16 protein-coding genes are annotated in these 19,070 nt (G+C 58.9%); 9 read left to right on the top strand and 7 right to left on the bottom strand.

Annotated features, from left to right (window positions below; all coding sequences use genetic code 11):
• Positions 1-131 precede the first annotated feature (131 nt).
• The 3 genes from ccoM to ACGJAX_RS12385 form a co-directional block, all read right to left on the bottom strand.
• Complete coding sequence (gene ccoM, locus ACGJAX_RS12395) at positions 132-248, bottom strand: cytochrome c oxidase subunit CcoM (RefSeq protein WP_046816669.1); 117 nt, start codon at positions 246-248, stop codon at positions 132-134.
• Positions 249-390: 142 nt separating this feature from the next.
• On the bottom strand, positions 391-552 hold the full coding sequence (locus ACGJAX_RS12390) for a hypothetical protein (protein WP_007998358.1): 162 nt from the start codon (positions 550-552) through the stop codon (positions 391-393).
• Between the two features lie 100 nt (positions 553-652).
• Positions 653-994: an aspartate-semialdehyde dehydrogenase gene (locus ACGJAX_RS12385; protein WP_390959137.1), complete on the bottom strand. Its 342-nt coding sequence runs from the start codon at positions 992-994 to the stop codon at positions 653-655.
• Positions 995-1,212: 218 nt separating this feature from the next.
• Here ACGJAX_RS12385 and rapA point away from each other — a divergent pair, with 218 nt between their 5' ends.
• On the top strand, positions 1,213-4,059 hold the full coding sequence (rapA, locus tag ACGJAX_RS12380) for an RNA polymerase-associated protein RapA (protein WP_390959135.1): 2,847 nt from the start codon (positions 1,213-1,215) through the stop codon (positions 4,057-4,059).
• Between the two features lie 185 nt (positions 4,060-4,244).
• Here rapA and ACGJAX_RS12375 read toward each other — a convergent pair whose 3' ends face one another.
• Positions 4,245-5,594, bottom strand: a complete 1,350-nt coding sequence (locus ACGJAX_RS12375) for an MFS transporter (protein WP_390959133.1) — start codon at positions 5,592-5,594, stop codon at positions 4,245-4,247.
• Between the two features lie 291 nt (positions 5,595-5,885).
• On the opposite strand from ACGJAX_RS12375, the gene ACGJAX_RS12370 reads away from it, so the two are divergent.
• Entirely contained in the window at positions 5,886-8,102 is a 2,217-nt protein-coding gene (locus ACGJAX_RS12370) for an EAL domain-containing protein (RefSeq protein ID WP_390959857.1), read from the top strand.
• Here the strand turns inward: ACGJAX_RS12370 and ACGJAX_RS12365 are convergent.
• Positions 8,059-8,955, bottom strand: a complete 897-nt coding sequence (locus ACGJAX_RS12365; protein ID WP_390959131.1) for an NAD(P)-binding domain-containing protein — start codon at positions 8,953-8,955, stop codon at positions 8,059-8,061. The two genes, ACGJAX_RS12370 and ACGJAX_RS12365, sit on opposite strands and share 44 nt — an antisense overlap.
• A gap of 198 nt (positions 8,956-9,153) precedes the next feature.
• On the opposite strand from ACGJAX_RS12365, the gene ACGJAX_RS12360 reads away from it, so the two are divergent.
• Complete coding sequence (locus tag ACGJAX_RS12360; RefSeq protein ID WP_090317167.1) at positions 9,154-11,358, top strand: hypothetical protein; 2,205 nt, start codon at positions 9,154-9,156, stop codon at positions 11,356-11,358.
• A 242-nt stretch (positions 11,359-11,600) separates the two neighbouring features.
• Here the strand turns inward: ACGJAX_RS12360 and ACGJAX_RS12355 are convergent, their stop codons facing one another.
• Positions 11,601-11,906 carry a DUF2288 family protein gene (locus tag ACGJAX_RS12355; protein ID WP_390959129.1) on the bottom strand — a complete coding sequence of 102 codons (306 nt, stop codon included), beginning with the start codon at positions 11,904-11,906 and terminating at the stop codon, positions 11,601-11,603.
• Positions 11,907-12,257: 351 nt separating this feature from the next.
• Here ACGJAX_RS12355 and ACGJAX_RS12350 point away from each other — a divergent pair, with 351 nt between their 5' ends.
• The 5 genes from ACGJAX_RS12350 to ACGJAX_RS12330 all read left to right on the top strand — a co-directional run bounded on the left by ACGJAX_RS12350 (position 12,258) and on the right by ACGJAX_RS12330 (position 17,260).
• Positions 12,258-13,385, top strand: coding sequence for a high-affinity branched-chain amino acid ABC transporter substrate-binding protein (locus tag ACGJAX_RS12350; protein ID WP_390959127.1), 1,128 nt, complete (start codon positions 12,258-12,260; stop codon positions 13,383-13,385).
• 232 nt (positions 13,386-13,617) lie between these two features.
• A complete protein-coding gene (gene livH / locus ACGJAX_RS12345) occupies positions 13,618-14,541 on the top strand; it encodes a high-affinity branched-chain amino acid ABC transporter permease LivH (protein WP_090317159.1) in 924 nt (307 codons plus the stop codon).
• Entirely contained in the window at positions 14,538-15,794 is a 1,257-nt protein-coding gene (locus tag ACGJAX_RS12340; RefSeq protein WP_047526473.1) for a high-affinity branched-chain amino acid ABC transporter permease LivM, read from the top strand. The genes livH and ACGJAX_RS12340 overlap by 4 nt, the downstream gene beginning before the upstream one ends.
• Positions 15,791-16,558: a high-affinity branched-chain amino acid ABC transporter ATP-binding protein LivG gene (gene livG, locus ACGJAX_RS12335; protein ID WP_247254828.1), complete on the top strand. Its 768-nt coding sequence runs from the start codon at positions 15,791-15,793 to the stop codon at positions 16,556-16,558. The genes ACGJAX_RS12340 and livG overlap by 4 nt, the downstream gene beginning before the upstream one ends.
• A complete protein-coding gene (locus tag ACGJAX_RS12330; protein ID WP_060541114.1) occupies positions 16,559-17,260 on the top strand; it encodes an ABC transporter ATP-binding protein in 702 nt (233 codons plus the stop codon). It abuts the gene before it with no gap.
• Positions 17,261-17,438: 178 nt separating this feature from the next.
• Here the strand turns inward: ACGJAX_RS12330 and ACGJAX_RS12325 are convergent, their stop codons facing one another.
• The gene (locus tag ACGJAX_RS12325; RefSeq protein ID WP_248915685.1) at positions 17,439-18,347 is read right to left on the bottom strand and encodes a LysR family transcriptional regulator; all 909 of its coding nucleotides are present in this window, start codon (positions 18,345-18,347) and stop codon (positions 17,439-17,441) included.
• Positions 18,348-18,452: 105 nt separating this feature from the next.
• Between ACGJAX_RS12325 and ACGJAX_RS12320 the strand changes: the two genes are divergently transcribed.
• Positions 18,453-19,052: a short chain dehydrogenase gene (locus tag ACGJAX_RS12320; protein ID WP_247254830.1), complete on the top strand. Its 600-nt coding sequence runs from the start codon at positions 18,453-18,455 to the stop codon at positions 19,050-19,052.
• Positions 19,053-19,070 lie beyond the last annotated feature (18 nt).

The raw sequence follows: 19,070 nt of genomic DNA, 5'->3' as shown, positions 1-19,070 counted from the left end.
GCTGCAATTCTGCAGAAACAGCAATCCTCCTGTGTGCGAGCCCTGCATTGTCGGTCAGTTTTTCGCAGACAAAAAAAAGGGCAACCGAAGTTGCCCAAAATGCCTTGCGTGCCCATTACATCGAGAAAGACTTACGGTTTTTTCCGCTTGTGCGAGTCCTTCCAGATAAACAATCCGAATCCTGCAAAAAAAACAAACATGAGGCTGACGGTCAGCACTCCAGCGATCACCACGTTGTCGAAAAACATGACGCGTCTCCTGCAGTTGCCTTGTTGCGATGGGATTAAGTTAACCAAACAGGCAGGAGAAAATATTGACCGGGGTCAATGTCGCCCGATAACGGGGATAAAGGAGGGGAAAAACTGACCTACATCAATTAGCGCTATGGGCTTAGCGCTTTTTCGGTTTGTTTTTTGGCTTTTTCTTGGCTTTGCCCAAAGGCATGGCTTGCTCGAACGCCTGGCGCACTTCATTCAGGCGTTTGTCATTAAGGTCATGGATACGCTTGGCGCGTTCGGCGTTGAGGTCGATCAGCTTGTCGTCTTGGCTCATGGCGTTAAGTGCATCGCTTGAATTGAGGGTGCGCTGCCGCATCGGTTGGCAGGATTTTGCCAATAATGCGGTCTGACGACGGCGCTGACCAGCCGCCAACTCAAATCTCGATATCTACCCACAAGCCTTGACGGGGCTGATCCTCCATCAGTGGCACCACCGGCACGGTGTTATCGGCGTTAAGTTCATCGCCCGGAATCGCCAGGTGCGCTTCGGGGTCATCATCGGCTTCCCGACGGCGGCGCTGGCGTTCCTGCTGCCGACGCTGCTCCTCACGCAACAGCAAGGTAGCTTCGTCAGAATCGCGATGTTTCAGGTCGATCGTGCTGTCGCTGGAGCTCTCCTGCGCAGGAACCACGGGCGCGATGTCTGGGCGCGGACGGATCGGGTCATGCTGTGAGGTGATCGGTACGGCACTCAAGGGGAGCATCGGTGGCAGCATATTTATCAGTCTCCTGTGAGCAGGCTGTCGGCCGCGCAGAGGGCGACTTGAGCCATCGGTCGCAAACTGTGACCCGATTGGCACGAAAGAGTGCCCTTCCCCGCACACCTGACGCGGGTGGGCTAACGTAAGACTCAGAGTTTTTATGAGAGTCTTTTGGCCCTCAAGCCCTCATTCCGTTAAGATAGCCCGCTTTTTCAAGGTGGGAGTCAGGCAGCATGGCGCAGCAGTATCAACCGGGGCAACGCTGGATCAGTGACAGCGAAGCCGAGCTGGGTTTAGGCACCGTTCTGGCACAGGACGGCCGCTTGTTGACCGTGCTCTACCCGGCCACTGGCGACACCCGCCAGTACGCGCTTCGGAATGCGCCCCTCACCCGCGTGCGGTTCTCGCCGGGTGACACCATCACTCACTTCGAAGGCTGGAAGCTGATCGTTCGCGAAGTCGACGACATCGATGGGTTGCTGGTCTATCACGGCCTCAACGCACAGAACGAAGTGGTCACCCTGCCGGAAACCCAACTGTCGAATTTCATCCAGTTCCGCCTGGCCAGCGACCGCCTGTTCGCCGGGCAGATCGACCCGCTTCCCTGGTTCTCCCTGCGCTATCACACCCTGGAACACACCAGCCGCCAATTGCAATCCGCGCTCTGGGGCCTGGGTGGCGTGCGTGCGCAACCGATCGCGCACCAGCTGCACATCGCCCGTGAAGTCGCCGACCGTATCGCTCCACGGGTTTTGCTGGCCGACGAAGTGGGTCTGGGCAAGACCATCGAAGCCGGTCTGGTGATCCATCGCCAATTGCTGTCGGGGCGCGCCAATCGCGTGCTGATCCTGGTGCCGGAGAACCTTCAGCACCAGTGGCTGGTGGAAATGCGTCGCCGTTTCAACCTGCAGGTCGCGCTGTTCGACGAAGAACGCTTCATCGAAAGCGATGCCGGCAACCCGTTCGAAGACACTCAGCTCGCGCTGGTGGCACTCGAATGGCTGGTGGAAGATGAAAAAGCCCAGGACGCGCTGTTCGCAGCCGGTTGGGACTTGCTGGTTGTCGACGAAGCGCATCACCTGGTGTGGCACGAAGATCAGGTCAGCCCCGAGTACTCGCTGGTCGAGCAACTTGCCGAAACCATCCCGGGCGTGCTGCTGCTGACCGCGACCCCGGAACAACTGGGCCAGGACAGCCACTTCGCCCGTCTGCGCCTGCTCGATCCAAACCGTTTCCATGATCTGCACGCCTTCCGCGCCGAGAGCGAAAACTATCGCCCGGTGGCCGAGGCCGTCCAGGAACTGCTGGACCAGGGGCGTCTGTCGCCTGAAGCGCACAAGACCATCCATGGCTTCCTCGGTAACGAAGGCGAAGCCCTGCTGAGCGCAGTCAACGATGGCGATACCGAAGCCAGCGCCCGTCTCGTGCGCGAACTGCTGGACCGTCACGGCACTGGCCGCGTGCTGTTCCGTAACACCCGCGCGGCCGTGCAGGGTTTCCCGGAGCGCAAACTGCATCCGTACCCGCTGCCGTGCCCGGACGAATACCTCGAGCTGCCATTGGGCGATCACGCCGAGCTCTACCCGGAAGTCAGCTTCCAGGCGCAGCCGGACGCCAACGAAGAAGAGCGCTGGTGGAAATTCGACCCGCGCGTCGAGTGGCTGATCGACACCCTGAAGATGCTCAAGCGCACCAAGGTGCTGGTGATCTGCGCCCACGCTGAAACCGCCATGGACCTGGAAGACGCCCTGCGCGTGCGCTCGGGCATTCCGGCCACGGTGTTCCACGAGGGCATGAACATCCTCGAACGTGACCGTGCCGCCGCTTACTTCGCCGACGAGGAATTTGGCGCGCAAGTGCTGATCTGCTCGGAAATCGGCAGCGAAGGCCGCAACTTCCAGTTCTCCCATCACCTGGTGCTGTTCGATCTGCCGTCGCACCCGGACCTGCTTGAACAACGTATCGGTCGCCTGGACCGGATCGGTCAGAAGCACGTCATCGAATTGCATGTGCCATACCTGGAAACCAGCCCGCAAGAGCGCCTGTTCCAGTGGTACCACGAAGCGCTGAACGCGTTCCTCAATACTTGCCCGACCGGCAACGCCCTGCAGCATCAATTCGGCCCGCGTCTGCTGCCGCTGCTGGAAGAAGCCGACGACGCTGAATGGCAAGCGCTGATCAACGAAGCCCGCACCGAGCGCGAGCGCCTGGAAGCCGAGTTGCACACCGGCCGCGACCGTTTGCTGGAACTCAATTCCGGTGGCGCTGGCGAAGGCGATGCACTGGTCGAAGCCATCCTCGAGCAAGACGATCAGTTCACCCTGCCGATCTACATGGAAACCCTGTTCGATGCATTTGGCATCGACAGCGAAGACCATTCGGAAAACGCCCTGATCCTCAAGCCGAGCGAGAAAATGCTCGACGCCAGCTTCCCGCTGGGCGACGACGAAGGCGTGACCATCACCTACGACCGCAACCAGGCGCTGTCCCGCGAGGACATGCAGTTCATCACCTGGGAACACCCGATGGTTCAGGGCGGTATGGATTTGGTGCTGTCCGGCTCCATGGGTAACACCGCCGTGGCACTGATCAAGAACAAGGCATTGAAACCCGGCACGGTGTTGCTCGAATTGCTCTATGTCAGCGAAGTGGTTGCCCCGCGTTCGCTGCAACTGGGCCGCTACCTGCCACCGGCCGCCCTGCGCTGCCTGCTCGACCCGAACGGTAACGACCTGTCGGCCCGGGTATCGTTCGAGACCTTGAACGATCAGCTGGAAAGCGTACCGCGCGCCAGCGCCAACAAATTCATCCAGGCCCAGCGCGATCAGCTGACGCCACGGATCAATGCTGGCGAAGACAAGATCTACCCGCGTCACGCCGAGCGTGTGGCCGAGGCGCAACGTCGTCTGGCAGCCGATACCGATGAAGAACTGGCTCGCCTGACCGCCTTGCAAGCGGTCAACCCGACCGTACGTGACAGCGAACTGGTTGCCCTGCGCAAACAACGCGAGCAAGGCCTGGCCATGCTCGACAAGGCCGCGCTACGACTGGAAGCGATCCGGGTGTTGGTGGCGGGTTAAATCCCCTGCTCCACCGCTATAAATGAAAAGGCCCGCAGCGATGCGGGCCTTTTTTTGTTACCTGAATTTAATCGGGTGCTGCTGATGGCCTCTTCGCGAGCAAGCCCGCTCCTACGGTGTTCGAGTCGTGCACAGAATCTGTAAATACCCCAAACCTATGGGAGAGAGCTTGCTCGCGAAAGCGATTATGCAGTCGCTGCAACTCCGTCTGGCTCAACCACAGCAATCAACCCCTCCTTCATCCGCTTGGCATCGCGCACAAAACACCGCGAAGCCAGGAACAGAAACACCATGGTGAAAAACAGCGCCACCGGGATCAGGTACATCGCATCATGCAGGCCGACGGCCTTGAACGCCTCGGTCATCTGTTCGGCACCGGCGGCAAGCATCGCTGTATGGGCGAAGTGATCAGACAACGCGCCCACCACCACCGGACCCAGTCCACCGCCCAGCAGGTACAACCCGGCAAAAAACAGCGCCATGGCTGTCGCCCTCAGGCGCGGTTCGACCACGTCCTGAATCGCCGTGTACACGCAGGTGTAAAAATTATAGGCAAACAACCAGCCCAGACTGAACACCGCCACGAATACGCCAATCTCGATTCGCCCCGCATGCAGCGCCCAGGCCGTGCACAGGGTCGAGATAATCAGGCTCACCGCGGCAAACAGCAGACGCCCGTTGGCGACGCGCTGATGAATCTTGTCCGCGACCCAGCCACCCAGCGTCAGGCCGACCAACCCGGTCACACCGACAATCACACCGGTCGCCACCGCCGCCTCCTGCAACGGCATCAGGAAGTAACGCTGCAGCATCGGCACCAGAAACGAGTTGCAGGCATAGGTCGCGAAGTTGAAGCAGAGACCGGCCAACACCAGCCACAGGAAAGTCGGCACCGCCAACACCCGGCGAATTGGCCGGTCTACGCGCTCCTGCGAGACCTGTACGCTCTCGGCAGCGCCCCGTTTCGGTTCTTTGATGAAGAACATGAAGACCGCCAGGATCAGTCCCGGCACGGCAGCGATGAAGAACGGTGCGCGCCAGCTGTCGAATGCCTTGACCATCGCACCGATGGTGAAGAACGCCAGCAACAGCCCCAAAGGCAGGCCAAGCATGAAGATACCCATGGCCCGCGCCCGCCGGTGAGCCGGAAACAAATCGCCGATCAACGAGTTGGCGGCGGGCGCGTAACTGGCCTCCCCGATGCCGATGCCCATGCGCACGACCAGGAAACTCCAGAAACTGCCCACCATGCCGTTGATTGCGGTCAACCCGCTCCACACGGCCAGCCCCCAGCCCATCAACTTGCTGCGCGAACCGGTATCGGCCATCCGCCCCAATGGCAGGCCGGCGATGGCGTAGACGAGGGTGAAGGCGGTGCCGATGATCCCCAGTTGAAAGTCGCTGAGGTGCCATTCCATGCGGATCGGCTCAATGATGATGGCCGGGATGGTGCGGTCGAAAAAGTTGAACAGGTTGGCCAGGAACAGCAGGAACAGAATGCGCCAGGCATTCGCCGCTTGGGTCGAGTTCTGCATGGGTCCATCTCTTTTATTGTTATGGGGCTTCACTGCCAGCGCATCCGAGCCCGGAGTTTGCAATCTAGTCAGCCCCTCAAATGCTGTCTGTCATTATTCGCAAGACTGATACCCAACCATGGGGACGGGCGCAGCCCATGCAACAATTTATTTCCAAACGCTCTAAACCTAATTCCAAAAAGGTTGGGTTCAATTAGCCACTACGGCTTGCGCTTCGTACATGGCTTCTATACTCCAATGCATTCGCCAGCGCCGATTGCGCGGGCCGGGATGATCTTGATGGGGCATGCTATGGAGTGGCTTGGTTTGCATTTCATTACCGAGCTATCGGAAAGCGGGCAAGTCATACTCAATTGCATGCACGACCCATTTCTGGTGTTACTGGCCTATCTGGTCGCCTGTGCTGGCAGTTTTGCCACACTGGACATGGCCGAGCGGGTTGCCCATGCAGATAACCCTTCCTCCCAACGCCTTTGGCGCTGGGTCGGTGCCGGATGCCTGGCGGGCGGTATCTGGGCCATGCATTTCATTGGCATGCTCGCGTTCAAAGTGCCGGTGGATGTTCATTTCCAACTGCCCGTTACTTTGTTGTCCCTGTTGATCGCCCTGCTCACCTCCTGGCTGGTGATGTACACCCTCAGCCGTCCCGCCCTGAGCTTTTGGCGATGCCTTAAGGCATCGGTCTGGATCGGCATGGGCATCTCGACCATGCATTACGTGGGCATGGGTGCCATGAAGTCGCAGGCGATGGTCTACTACCAGCCAGTGTTGTTCGCGCTATCCATACTGGTCGCGATAGGCGCCAGTCTGGCGGCACTGTTACTGGCTCGCCATTTGCGCAACGGCACCGGGATGTTTCATCAGTTGCTCAAGTACAGCGCGAGCCTGGTGCTCGGGGCCGGCATCATCAGCATGCACTTCACGGGAATGGCGGCCTTCAATCTGGCGCTGCCAAGCGGCACCCCCTTGCCGCAGCCGGGGGAACACAACCACCTGCAGCTGGGGGTGACTGTCGCGATCATGACGCTGCTCATCATTGGCAGCTGCATCAGCGCAGCCCTGGCGGACAAGAAACTGCAAATCAAGGATCACGATTTGCAACGGGTGAACTCGTTGCTCAGCCAACTCGACCAGGCTCGAGTATCCCTGCAACAGGTCGCGCATTACGATGCCTTGACCAGCCTGATCAACCGACGCGGCTTCAACCAGATCTTCGCCGAGAAGCTCATCGAGAAAACCCACGAAGGCGGCATGCTCGCGGTCCTGTTCCTCGACATCGACCATTTCAAGAGGATCAACGACAGCCTTGGCCATGACGCTGGAGACGAACTGCTCAAGGTATTGGCCAGCCACATCAAGGCCTCCGTGCGCAGCCACGAAGATGTGGTTGCGCGCTTCGGTGGCGACGAGTTCTGCATCCTCATCGATCTGCACGATCGCGACGAGGCCCGGCAAATGGCCCAGCGCATCATGCAGAAAATGAAAGACCCCATCGAACTGGCCGGACGGCGCATGGTGATGACCACCAGCATCGGCATCAGCGTGTTCCCGGAGGACGGCAAGACTTGCGAGGAGCTGCTGAAGAATGCCGACCTGGCGCTGTATCAGTCCAAGGGTAGCGGGCGTAACGGCTTGAATTTTTTCAGCGCCAATCTCAAGGCCCGGGCCACGCTGGAGCTGCAACTGGAAGAAGAGCTGCGCCATGCCTTGCGAGAAGATGCTGGCCTGATGCTCTATTACCAACCCATCTATGACCTGAAGACCGGGCAAGTCAGCAAGCTTGAAGCGTTGATTCGCTGGCAGCATCCGATCCACGGATTTCTCGCACCGGACCGCTTCATTCCCATCGCCGAGGCCAATGGCCTGATCACCGAACTCGACAAGTGGGTGTTGCGCAAGGCCTGCGAGGACCTCGGCGAGCTATCGCGCCAGGGCCGCGAAAGCCTGAAGATCGCCGTGAATTGCTCACCCCTGACCCTCGTGCGCGAAGAGTTGCCCAGTGAAATCGAGCAGGCGCTACGCAGTGCCGGGGTCGCACCGCAACGGCTGGAGCTGGAGGTGACCGAGCATGCCCTGATGGGCAAAATCGCCGATACGCTGGTGTTGCTGCAGCAGATTCGCGCCCTGGGCGTGTCGCTGTCGATCGATGACTTTGGCACCGGCTACTCGTCCCTCGCGTACCTCAAGCGCTTGCCACTCAACACATTGAAGATCGATCGCTCGTTCATTGTCGACATCCCCAAGTCCGCCCAGGACATGGAAATCGTCCAGGCCATTATCGTGATGGCCCACACCCTGCACCTGGAAGTGGTCACTGAGGGCGTCGAGACTTTCGAGCAGTACCAGCTTCTCGAACACCACGGCTGCGACTACGTCCAGGGCTACCTGCTCAGCCGCCCGATACCACTGGCTGGCTTACGTCCGGTGCTGGATGAAATCAACCAGCGCAGGCACACCTTCAGCGTTACGCCCCTGAGCCTGGTTCACGGTACAACTGCACTAATGTAGCGGGATCTTTTTCCAGGAAACCCTGACTGCCATGCAATCGCATCAACTGCGCTGCCAGGCCACTGATCGGAGTTGCCGAGCCTTGCTCGCGGGAAAACTTCACCGCTGTATCCAGATCCTTGAGCAGGGTTCGCACGTGCCATTTGACCGGTTCGAAACGGCTGTCAGCCATTTGCGGGCCGAGGATCTGCAAGGGTTTCGAATCGGCAAAGCCACCGGCCAGCGCCTCGGCGATCAGACTCGCATCGACACCGGAGCGCTCGGCCAACGCCACCACTTCGGCAATCACCAGGGCGTTGCAGGCCACGATCATCTGGTTGCAGGCCTTGGTCACCTGCCCCGCGCCGACTGCGCCCATGTGCGTCACTCGCTGACCCAGGCTCAATAAAACAGGCTTGACCCGCTCAAGGTTTGCCGCATCGCCACCGACCATGATCGCCAGACTGCCGGCCTCGGCGCCGACCACGCCGCCGGATACCGGCGCATCCAGCCAGCCCATACCGGTTTTACTGACAAGCGCCGAAGCCATTTCCCGCGTTGCGGTAGGCTCCAGGCTGGAAAAATCCACCAGCAACTGGCCCTTTTTCGCGCCCTCGACAACCCCTGCCACACCAAAAACCACCTCACGTACCACCGAAGTGTCAGCCAGGCACAGCATCACCACATCGGCGTGCCGGCACAGCTCGGCAGGCGTCGCGACCTGGCGAGCGCCGGCTTCGACCAGTGATGCGCACTTGGCCGGATGACGGTTCCACACCGTCAGCGGATAACCCGCCGCGAGCAGGCGCCGGCACATCGGCAACCCCATCAAACCTATACCGGCGAACCCCAACGAAGGTAGCGTTGACATCATTTGGCCTCCTTTTGATTAAAGATCGCTGAATAGTGGCCGATTCATCATGACTTAGGAAAGGATTCTCCCGAGCGACGTTCAGGCCACGGCCACTGACGCTTGGACCCAATACGCGCTGAAAAAAGACGCGAGTTCTCATTCCGTGACAGTCGACGACAGTGAGTCGCCCGACCATCCAGCCCAGGTACATGGCGAACAATGACTTCTAAAAACAATCCGGCCACTGCGGTATCCGACCTGACCTTGAGCCCCGCAGCGAACGCGCCTGCCCTTGCTCCGTCAAAGCCTCTGCTGCCGTCACGCCCGCTGGGGACTCAGCAATACCTGTACTTCACGGAAACCAATACCGACCGCATCCTCGATAACCTCGATGGACTGCGCGACATGGTGTTCCCGCGCCCACCGCATCTGGAAGGCGACAACGAACAGCACAATGATCAGGAATTCCCGTCGGTGTGCCTGATCGGCCTGGGTCGTTGCGGCTCGAACATCGCCCTGGACGTCGCGGAGCTGGTGTACAACGCCCGCAAGTTCTACCTCAACGAATTCAATAACGAAGATCGTTTGTCGCCGGACAAACGCTTTGCCGAAAAGGGCTACAGCCCGGCACAGTGGATTCGCAACAATCTGCGCCTGGGGCCGAACAAGGCCACCAAACCGGTGTTCCTGGTAGAGCCGCTGGTCATGCTCGGAGACCTGGACAAAGACATCGCCGGCCGTATTCGCTTCTCGCGCAAGGGCGAAAAGAGCGGATTCCTGCGCGACTACAGCAAGATGAAAATCATGGACTTGTCGGAAGTCCACGCCGGAGGTGCCGGTAACGCGCCGATCCTGGGTCAGTACCTGGCCAAGATCATCCTTAACAAGGACACCCAGCGTTTCTCCAGCCCTGACTGGAAAATGATTCACTCGTACCTGATCGACAGCTGCGGCATCAAGGCCAACCAGTCGCGTCTTTACTTCTCGATCTTCAGTGCCGGTGGCGGTACCGGTTCAGGCATGGCTTCGGAGTTCGGCCTGGCCCAACAGCACTCGTACATGAACAAGACGTTCGACACCAAGCCGATGGACGAGCATGACGGCAAGAGTGGTCATTCCTTCGTCTTCGAGCCGATCTTCACCAGCGGCATCTGCGTGCTGCCGAACATTTCCGATCACCGCAGCGAAATGTCCGAAGCGTTGCATATCAACGCCGGTCGCCTGTTGTGCAAATACCTGTCGGAAGAGTGGGACTTCTCCTACAACTTCGCCAATGAAGACAGCAGCGAAGCGAGCGTCATGGGCCGTATCCGCCCATGGAACGCCATGATGCTGATCTCCAACGACATCATGCGTTACGCCGAAGAGAGCGACGACGGCAACATCCAGAACATTGATGTCAATGCCATGGAAAAGCATGCCAACCAATACATCTCGCAGCAGATCTTCAACATTCTGACGGCGCAAGCGGTCACCACCGACTACGACCAGAACTATTTCCGTCGCGCGGGCATCGACATCGGCGAGACCATTCGTCTCGATGCCAACGACCTGTTCATGAGTCTGGCCGGCCCGGTGGCCATTGCCTACGCCGAATCCGTCGTACCGGAAACCCCGCCGCCGACCAGCGACAAGTTCAAGGTGTTCGAGAAAGAGCCTCAGCGCCTGAACATCGACGACCTGTTCTTCCGCTCCATCGACCTGCCGCACTTCAACAAGGTCACCCAGGCCATCGAAGGCATCAGCCTGCTGCCCATCGAGTCCAAGCGTTATCGGGCGTCGCTGGAGCAGTACAAGAATTCGGGGTATGACGCGGCCGCATTGCACGACCTGCACTTCTTCAAGAACTGCTCGTCGGTGGTGTCGATCGTCTCCCTGCCGAAGGACTACAAACTGTCCTACATGGATCTGAACCGGCTCAAGACCCACCTCAACAGCCTGTTCCCCAACACCACGCTCAAGCGCTATGCACTGGTGATCGGCGCCTCGGCCAACCTGTCCCTGACCACGCTGATCGCCAAAAGCCCATGTCTGTCGGACGACTTCCTGACGCTGATCGTGGCGTTCATCAAGCGTTGCTTTGCGAAAACTCCGTACCGCTTCGATGACACCCTCGACAACTCGATCCTGGACTTCATCATTAATGAACAGTTCGACGAGGACCTGATTGACGACCTGCTCAACGAGTTCGAAAACCCGGCCAAGATCCTCGACACCAACTGGTATGCGATCAAGCCGATGTACGAGAAAAAGTATCGCGAACTGATCAACGACAAGGAGAAGTTTGTCTCGATCAACGACATTCGCCTGTCCCGGGACTGCGTGAAGAAAGCGATCAAGTACCTGCGCGAGATCTACCGTCACCGCATTGGCAAGACCAAGGTCATTTCGCTGAATAACCATACGGGTAAAACCGCTTACTGACACCGACGCCATACCGCGTCTTGGCCAATCGCGAGCGAGCTCGCTCGCGATGACGGCCTCGCAAACCATACAAATCACAACATCCAGAAACAATTAAGCAGCCCTCAGGCTGCTCTCTTAACTGTTCCCGTTACGTTTACGTCACCGTGAGGCTGTGGCATTTCTCTACGGCAACGTGCCATCACGCTACTCGCCTACACACTTTTAATCGTCCGCACGGAGCACCAAGAAGGTGCAGGCATTTACGCCATTGCCCTTTCCTGGATCATTATCCACGGCGAAACGACCACCGCCCACAACTCGGGATCACGTTCAAACAGATCCAGCGCCCGCGTTTCAGACAGCTTGGCGACCTTATCGGCAGCCAACCAGGCAGCCACTTTCTCGCTCTCATCAGTGGCCACAGCCTCGGCGGCGGCGATCAAATCCAGACCAGGGTCGACCCACAATAGGGCACCCTTGGCGAAGAACGGCTCCAACTCCTTCCAGGTAATAGATGCAGTTTCTCCAAGCAGCTTGGCATAGAGGGTGCTAGGTTCTTGAGTCATGGGTCCTGTCCGGAAAAGAAATCGACGCAATGATAACGTCGGTGATCTGGCAGAAAAACCCAGAAACACGTGGAGTCACCGAATGAAAAGAGCAGGAATGCCAAGGAATGCACGGAATCTGGCTATTAGCCCTCCAAAGACCCGCCGCAATTCTGTCTTTTTCTTTCAAAAAAGCGACACCCCCGAGTTTTGCCCCTCGCCGCCAGCTTCCCAGGCTGACAATCGGCGCTCTACACTGTACCGGTACAGTTGCCGGGGGGCTTTTCCGGGGGATGTCGTGGATATCTGACCCGGTTCTTGCTGCCAACGGCGCCAGGACTATAAAAAATACAACAGTAAGAGTGGAGCACTATGACTAAGGCTACTAAGCAGATTTCCAAACTGTTTGCCGCTATGGTTCTGGCCGGGGTTGCCAGCCATTCGTTCGCAGCTGACACCATCAAGATCGGCATTGCCGGCCCTAAAACCGGTCCTGTAGCCCAATACGGCGACATGCAGTTCAGTGGCGCCAAAATGGCCATCGAGCAAATCAACGCCAAGGGCGGCGTCGATGGCAAGAAACTCGAAGCCGTTGAATACGATGACGCCTGTGATCCAAAACAAGCGGTCGCGGTCGCGAACAAAGTCGTCAACGACGGCGTGAAATTCGTGGTTGGCCACCTGTGCTCCAGCTCCACTCAACCGGCTTCGGACATCTACGAAGACGAAGGTGTGATCATGATCACCCCGGCTGCCACCAGCCCGGACATCACCAACCGTGGTTACAAAATGGTGTTCCGCACCATCGGCCTGGACAGCGCCCAGGGCCCTGCCGCCGGTAACTACATTGCCGATCACGTAAAACCGAAAATCGTTGCTGTGCTGCACGACAAACAGCAATACGGTGAAGGCATCGCCACCGCCGTGAAGCAAACCCTCGAGAAGAAAGGCGTCAAGGTTGCCGTGTTCGAAGGCATCAACGCCGGCGACAAAGACTTCTCTTCGATGATCTCCAAGCTCAAGCAAGCCAACGTCGACTTCGTCTACTACGGCGGCTACCACCCGGAGCTGGGTCTGATCCTGCGTCAATCCCAGGAAAAAGGCCTGAAAGCCAAGTTCATGGGTCCGGAAGGCGTGGGTAACGACTCCATTTCGCAGATCGCCAAGGACGCTTCCGAAGGCCTGCTGGTGACCCTGCCGAAATCCTTCGACCAGGATCCGGCCAACGTCGCCCTGGCTGATGCGTTCAAAGCCAAGAAAGAAGATCCAAGCGGTCCGTTCGTGTTCCCGGCCTACTCGGCTGTTGAAGTCATTGCCGGCGGTATCGCTGCCGCCAAGAGCGAAGACACCGCCAAAGTGGCTGCTGCCATCCACGCTGGTACCTTCAAGACTCCAACTGGCGACCTGAGCTTCGACGCCAAGGGCGACCTGAAAGACTTCAAATTCGTGGTTTACGAGTGGCACTTCGGCAAACCTAAAACTGAAGTTTCGCCTCAGTAAGGCCTTGCCTGACTGACTGCCAACAAAGCCCACGGCGTGCCGTGGGCTTTGTTTTACGAACGTATTGGGCCGCGCTGGCGTGATCCGCTAGTCTCCCCACCTGAAAATCTCAAAACCGTCATCAGCGGTTCGCTGGCAAACCTCGAATTCGAAGTGGATGCAGATCCATGGGGCTCGAGCGGGAAAATGACTCCACCAGTGAAATGCGTATCAGGTTTTTAGGAGCGCTGTAATGCCTGACATCTATCACTTTTTCCAACAGCTGGTTAATGGTCTGACCATTGGCAGCACATATGCCCTGATCGCCATCGGCTATACGATGGTTTACGGCATCATTGGAATGATCAACTTCGCCCACGGCGAGGTGTACATGATCGGTTCCTACGTGGCGTTCATCGCCATCGCCGGACTGTCCATGCTGGGACTCGACAGTGTTCCACTGTTGATGACCGCCGCTTTTCTCGCCACCATCGTGGTAACCAGTGCCTACGGTTACAGCATCGAACGGATCGCCTACCGCCCACTTCGCGGCAGCAACCGTCTGATCCCGCTGATTTCCGCCATCGGCATGTCGATCTTCCTGCAGAACACGGTTCTGCTGGCGCAAGACTCCAAGGACAAATCCATTCCCAACCTGATTCCGGGCAACTTTTCCATCGGGCCAGGTGGCGCACATGAAGTGCTGATTTCCTACATGCAAATCGTGGTGTTCGTGGTGACCCTGGTCGCCATGCTCGGCCTCACGCTGTTCATCTCCCGCTCTCGCCTGGGTCGTGCCTGCCGCGCCTGCGCCGAAGACATCAAGATGGCCAACCTGCTGGGCATCAACACCAACAACATCATCGCCCTGACCTTCGTCATCGGTGCCGCGCTGGCGGCCATCGCTGCCGTGCTGCTGAGCATGCAATACGGCGTGATCAACCCGAACGCCGGATTCCTGGTCGGCCTCAAGGCCTTCACCGCTGCGGTATTGGGCGGTATCGGCAGCATTCCGGGCGCCATGCTCGGCGGGCTGGTGCTTGGCGTGGCGGAAGCCTTCGGTGCCGATATTTTCGGCGACCAGTACAAGGACGTCGTGGCGTTCGGCCTATTGGTTCTGGTGTTGTTGTTCCGGCCAACCGGCCTGCTGGGCCGTCCGGAGGTTGAGAAAGTATGACTAGGAATCTTAAACAGGCGTTGTTCAGCGCCTTGCTGGTGTGGGCCGTGGCCTACCCGGTACTCGGTCTGAAGCTGACCATCGTCGGCATCAACCTCGAAGTCCATGGCACCAGCAACGCCACGCTGATCACCATCGCCGTGTGCTCGGTGCTGATGTTCCTGCGTGTGATCTTCGACCGGGAGATCAGCTCGGCCTGGCGTTCCTCGCCCGGCGTGCCGCTGATTCCGGCCAAGGCCAGTAACTTCCTGACCCTGCCGACCACCCAGCGCTGGATCATCATTGCGCTGATCGCCGGTGCGCTGGTCTGGCCGTTCTTCGGCTCGCGCGGCGCGGTGGACATCGCGACCCTGGTGCTGATCTACGTGATGCTCGGCCTCGGCCTGAACATCGTGGTCGGCCTGGCCGGCCTGCTCGACCTCGGTTACGTCGGCTTCTACGCCGTCGGCGCCTACAGCTACGCGCTGCTGTCGCACTACTACGGTCTGAGCTTCTGGATCTGCCTGCCAATCGCCGGCCTGATGTCCGCCACCTTCGGCTTCCTGCTCGGCTTCCCGGTACTGCGTCTGCGCGGTGACTACCTGGCGATCGTGACCCTGGGCTTTGGTGAGATCATCCGTCTGTTCCTGCGTAACCTGACCGGCCTCACTGGCGGTCCGAACGGTATCAGCAACATCGAGAAGCCGACGTTCTTCGGCCTGACCTTCGAACGTAAAGCCGCTGAAGGGATGCAGACCTTCCACGAGTACTTCGGCCTGGAATACAACTCGATCAACAAGGTGATCTTCCTTTACCTGGTTGCGTTGCTCCTGGCACTGGGTGCGCTGTTCGTCATCAACCGCTTGCTGCGCATGCCTCTGGGCCGCGCGTGGGAAGCATTGCGTGAAGACGAAATCGCCTGCCGCGCACTGGGTCTGAACCCGACCGTCATCAAGCTTTCGGCCTTTACCCTGGGTGCCAGCTTCGCCGGTTTTGCCGGCAGCTTCTTCGCTGCCCGTCAGGGCCTGGTGACGCCAGAGTCCTTCACCTTCATCGAGTCGGCGATCATTCTCGCCATCGTCGTTTTGGGTGGCATGGGCTCGCAGCTGGGTGTGATCCTCGCGGCCGTGGTGATGATCCTGTTGCCGGAAATGATGCGTGAGTTCAGTGAGTACCGCATGTTGATGTTCGGTGCCTTGATGGTACTGATGATGATCTGGCGCCCTCAGGGTCTGCTGCCCATGCAACGTCCTCACATGGAGCTGCGCAAATGAGCCGCGAGATCCTGAAAGTAGAAAACCTGAGCATGCGCTTCGGCGGCTTGCTGGCGGTCAACGGCGTAGCCTTGAGCGTGAAAGAGAAACAAGTGGTTGCCCTGATCGGCCCCAACGGCGCCGGCAAGACCACCGTGTTCAACTGCCTGACCGGCTTCTACAAGCCGAGCGGCGGCAGCATCCTGCTGGACGGCGAGCCGATCGAAGGCCTGCCTGGCCACAAGATCGCCCTCAAAGGCGTGGTGCGCACCTTCCAGAACGTGCGGTTGTTCAAGGACATGACCGCGGTCGAGAACCTCTTGATCGCCCAGCATCGTCACCTGAACACCAACTTCCTGTCCGGCCTGTTCAAGACCCCGTCGTTCCGCAAAAGCGAACGCGAGGCCATGGAGTTCGCCGAATACTGGCTGGACAAGGTTCATCTCAAGGAGTTCGCCAACCGTCCGGCCGGCACCCTGGCCTACGGTCAGCAGCGTCGCCTGGAAATCGCCCGCTGCATGATGACCCGCCCGCGGATCCTCATGCTCGACGAGCCCGCAGCCGGCCTGAACCCGAAGGAAACCGAAGACCTCAAGGCGCTGATCAGCGTGCTGCGCGAAGAGCACAACGTCACCGTGCTGTTGATCGAGCACGACATGAAACTGGTCATGAGCATTTCCGACCACATCGTCGTGATCAACCAGGGCACGCCGTTGGCCGACGGTACGCCGGAACAGATCCGCGACAATCCTGAAGTGATCAAAGCCTACCTGGGGGAAGCGTAAATGCTGCAGTTCGAAAACGTTTCCACCTTCTATGGCAAGATCCAGGCCCTGCACAGCGTCAACGTGGAAATCCGCCAGGGCGAAATCGTGACGCTGATCGGCGCCAACGGCGCGGGCAAATCCACCCTGCTGATGACCCTCTGCGGTTCGCCGCAAGCTCACAGCGGCAGCATCCGTTACATGGGTGAAGAGCTGGTGGGGCAGACCTCGGCACAGATCATGCGCAAGAGTATTGCCGTGGTTCCGGAAGGCCGTCGGGTGTTCTCGCGCCTGACCGTGGAAGAAAACCTCTCCATGGGTGGTTTCTTCACCGCAAAGGGCGATTATCAGGAGCAAATGGACAAGGTCCTCGGACTTTTCCCACGCCTGAAAGAGCGCTTTAACCAACGCGGCGGCACCATGTCCGGCGGCGAACAGCAAATGCTTGCCATCGGCCGTGCGCTGATGAGCAAACCCAAGCTGCTGCTGCTCGACGAGCCATCGCTGGGCCTGGCACCGATCATCATCCAGCAGATCTTCGACATCATCGAACAACTGCGCAAGGACGGTGTGACGGTGTTCCTGGTAGAGCAAAACGCCAACCAGGCGCTGAAAATCGCCGACCGTGCCTACGTGCTGGAAAACGGTCGTGTGGTGATGCAAGGCACCGGTGAAGCACTGCTGACCGATCCGAAAGTGCGCGAAGCGTACCTCGGCGGCTAAGGCTTTACGGCAGACTAGAAACGGCCTTCGGGCCGTTTTTTATGCCCGCCACCTCTATAGCCATACAGATCCTTTGTAGGAGCGAGCTTGCTCGCGAAGAACCTGAGAGCGCCGCGTTCATCAAGGCTGTCCTCGTTAGCGTTGACGACCATCGTCGGACCCGCCCGGAGCAAGCTCGCTACAGCCGATCCAGTGCCTCCCCACTGCGTTTGAACCAGCCAATCAGATAATCCGACAACACTTGCGTACGCTTGGGCAGCCCACCCTGATACGGATGCACCAGGTACATCGGCATGCTCCGGGTCTGATAATCGCGCAGGAGCCAGCGCAAACGTCCGTCAGCCAATTCCGCGGGCAGCAAGTAGGACGGCAAACGCGCAATACCCGCACCGGCCAGGGCGGCCTTCTTCAACAGGTTGTAATGGTTGCTGGCAAAGGGCCCGGACACGCGCACCCGCAACAATTCATGTTGCTGGTGATACAGCCATTCTTCCCGACCGCTGTAGTGGCTGTTGAGCAGGCAGCGATGGTCAGCCAATGCCTGAGGCGTCAGCGGCTCACCGTATTGCTCGAGATACGCCGGGCTGGCGCAGGTCATTTCGTGCCACGCCAGCAACGGGCGAGCGACCAGGCGCTGGTCATTGGCCACATCCGAGCGAACCGCGAGATCATAGCCATCACGGGATAAATCGCGATAGTTGTTGCTCAGGTCCAACTCGATCTGCACCTGTGGGTACCGGCTCGAGAACTCCAGCAGCAAGCCATCGAAAAAGGTCTCTCCCAGCGAAACCGGGACTGTCATTCGCACCGGGCCGGCCATGTCGTCCTTCAGTCGTGCCAAGGCCTGACGCGCCCGATCGACCTGCACCACCAGCGCCTGCGCCTGCGGCAGCAAGGCAGCGCCAGCGGCCGTCAGGCTCAAGCGCCGTGTGGTGCGCTGCAGCAAGACCACGGAAAACTGCGCTTCCAGCTGACTGATCCGCTTGGACAGTTGCCCCTTGCTGCAACCCAATTGTTGCGCCGCCAGAGTAAAGCTCCCCGCCTCGACCAGCACCGCGAACGCCGCGAGATCGTCCATTTCGCTCATGGATTGTTTCCAATAGAAAACCAAATGTTGCCTATTAGCGCGCTTATCAACGAAAAAAACCACTCTAAACTGAAACCTCATTCCACCCACTCGAGGATCAGCACCATGAAAATTCTTTTGATCGGCGCAGGCGGCACCATCGGTTCAGCGGTCGACAAGGAGCTGTCTCAACGCCACGAAATCGTCCGCATCGGCCGCAAGAGCGGTGATTTTCAAGTGGACATCAGCGACAGCGGGTCGATTCGCAAACTGTTCGAGCAAACCGGAAAGTTCGATGCGCTGATCTGCGCCGCCGGTAACGTGACCTTCGCACCGCTGGCCGAAATGACGGAAGAGAGTTTCGCCCTGGGCCTCAAAGACAAACTGATGGGCCAGGTCAACCTGCTGCTGATCGGTCGCGAGTTCGCCAATGACGGCGCTTCGTTCACTTTCACCACCGGCGTACTCAGCCACGACCCGATCCGCAGCGGTGCCTCGGCAGCGTTGGTCAACGGTGCACTGGATAGTTTCGTCCGCGCCGCCGCCATCGAACTGCCACGTGGCCTGCGAGTGAACTCGATCAGCCCGAACGTACTGGTTGAAGCCATGGGCAAATACGCGCCGTACTTCCGTGGTTTCAAACCGGTACCTGCGGCGGATGTCGCACTGGCCTACGCCAAAAGCGTGGAAGGCCTGCAGACAGGCCAGACCATTCACGTGGGCTAAAGCCTTGTGATGAACGGT

The sequence above is a fragment of the Pseudomonas moorei genome, from assembly GCF_042846945.1.
GTDB lineage: Bacteria > Pseudomonadota > Gammaproteobacteria > Pseudomonadales > Pseudomonadaceae > Aquipseudomonas > Aquipseudomonas moorei.
The sequence above is the reverse complement of the archived record's forward strand: the minus strand, read 5'-3'. Positions and strand labels throughout refer to the sequence as shown.

Bases quoted from the DNA above. Each gene is read 5' to 3' on its own strand.
- ACGJAX_RS12390 (WP_007998358.1), bottom strand. From the start codon at position 552: ATGAGCCAAGACGACAAGCTGATCGACCTCAACGCCGAACGCGCCAAG.
- livH (WP_090317159.1), top strand. From the start codon at position 13,618: ATGCCTGACATCTATCACTTTTTCCAACAGCTGGTTAATGGTCTGACC.
- ccoM (WP_046816669.1), bottom strand. From the start codon at position 248: ATGTTTTTCGACAACGTGGTGATCGCTGGAGTGCTGACCGTCAGCCTC.
- ACGJAX_RS12360 (WP_090317167.1), top strand. From the start codon at position 9,154: ATGACTTCTAAAAACAATCCGGCCACTGCGGTATCCGACCTGACCTTG.
- ACGJAX_RS12340 (WP_047526473.1), top strand. From the start codon at position 14,538: ATGACTAGGAATCTTAAACAGGCGTTGTTCAGCGCCTTGCTGGTGTGG.
- ACGJAX_RS12385 (WP_390959137.1), bottom strand. From the start codon at position 994: ATGCTGCCACCGATGCTCCCCTTGAGTGCCGTACCGATCACCTCACAG.
- ACGJAX_RS12330 (WP_060541114.1), top strand. From the start codon at position 16,559: ATGCTGCAGTTCGAAAACGTTTCCACCTTCTATGGCAAGATCCAGGCC.
- ACGJAX_RS12375 (WP_390959133.1), bottom strand. From the start codon at position 5,594: ATGCAGAACTCGACCCAAGCGGCGAATGCCTGGCGCATTCTGTTCCTG.
- rapA (WP_390959135.1), top strand. From the start codon at position 1,213: ATGGCGCAGCAGTATCAACCGGGGCAACGCTGGATCAGTGACAGCGAA.
- ACGJAX_RS12320 (WP_247254830.1), top strand. From the start codon at position 18,453: ATGAAAATTCTTTTGATCGGCGCAGGCGGCACCATCGGTTCAGCGGTC.
- ACGJAX_RS12325 (WP_248915685.1), bottom strand. From the start codon at position 18,347: ATGAGCGAAATGGACGATCTCGCGGCGTTCGCGGTGCTGGTCGAGGCG.
- livG (WP_247254828.1), top strand. From the start codon at position 15,791: ATGAGCCGCGAGATCCTGAAAGTAGAAAACCTGAGCATGCGCTTCGGC.
- ACGJAX_RS12370 (WP_390959857.1), top strand. From the start codon at position 5,886: ATGGAGTGGCTTGGTTTGCATTTCATTACCGAGCTATCGGAAAGCGGG.
- ACGJAX_RS12350 (WP_390959127.1), top strand. From the start codon at position 12,258: ATGACTAAGGCTACTAAGCAGATTTCCAAACTGTTTGCCGCTATGGTT.
- ACGJAX_RS12365 (WP_390959131.1), bottom strand. From the start codon at position 8,955: ATGATGTCAACGCTACCTTCGTTGGGGTTCGCCGGTATAGGTTTGATG.
- ACGJAX_RS12355 (WP_390959129.1), bottom strand. From the start codon at position 11,906: ATGACTCAAGAACCTAGCACCCTCTATGCCAAGCTGCTTGGAGAAACT.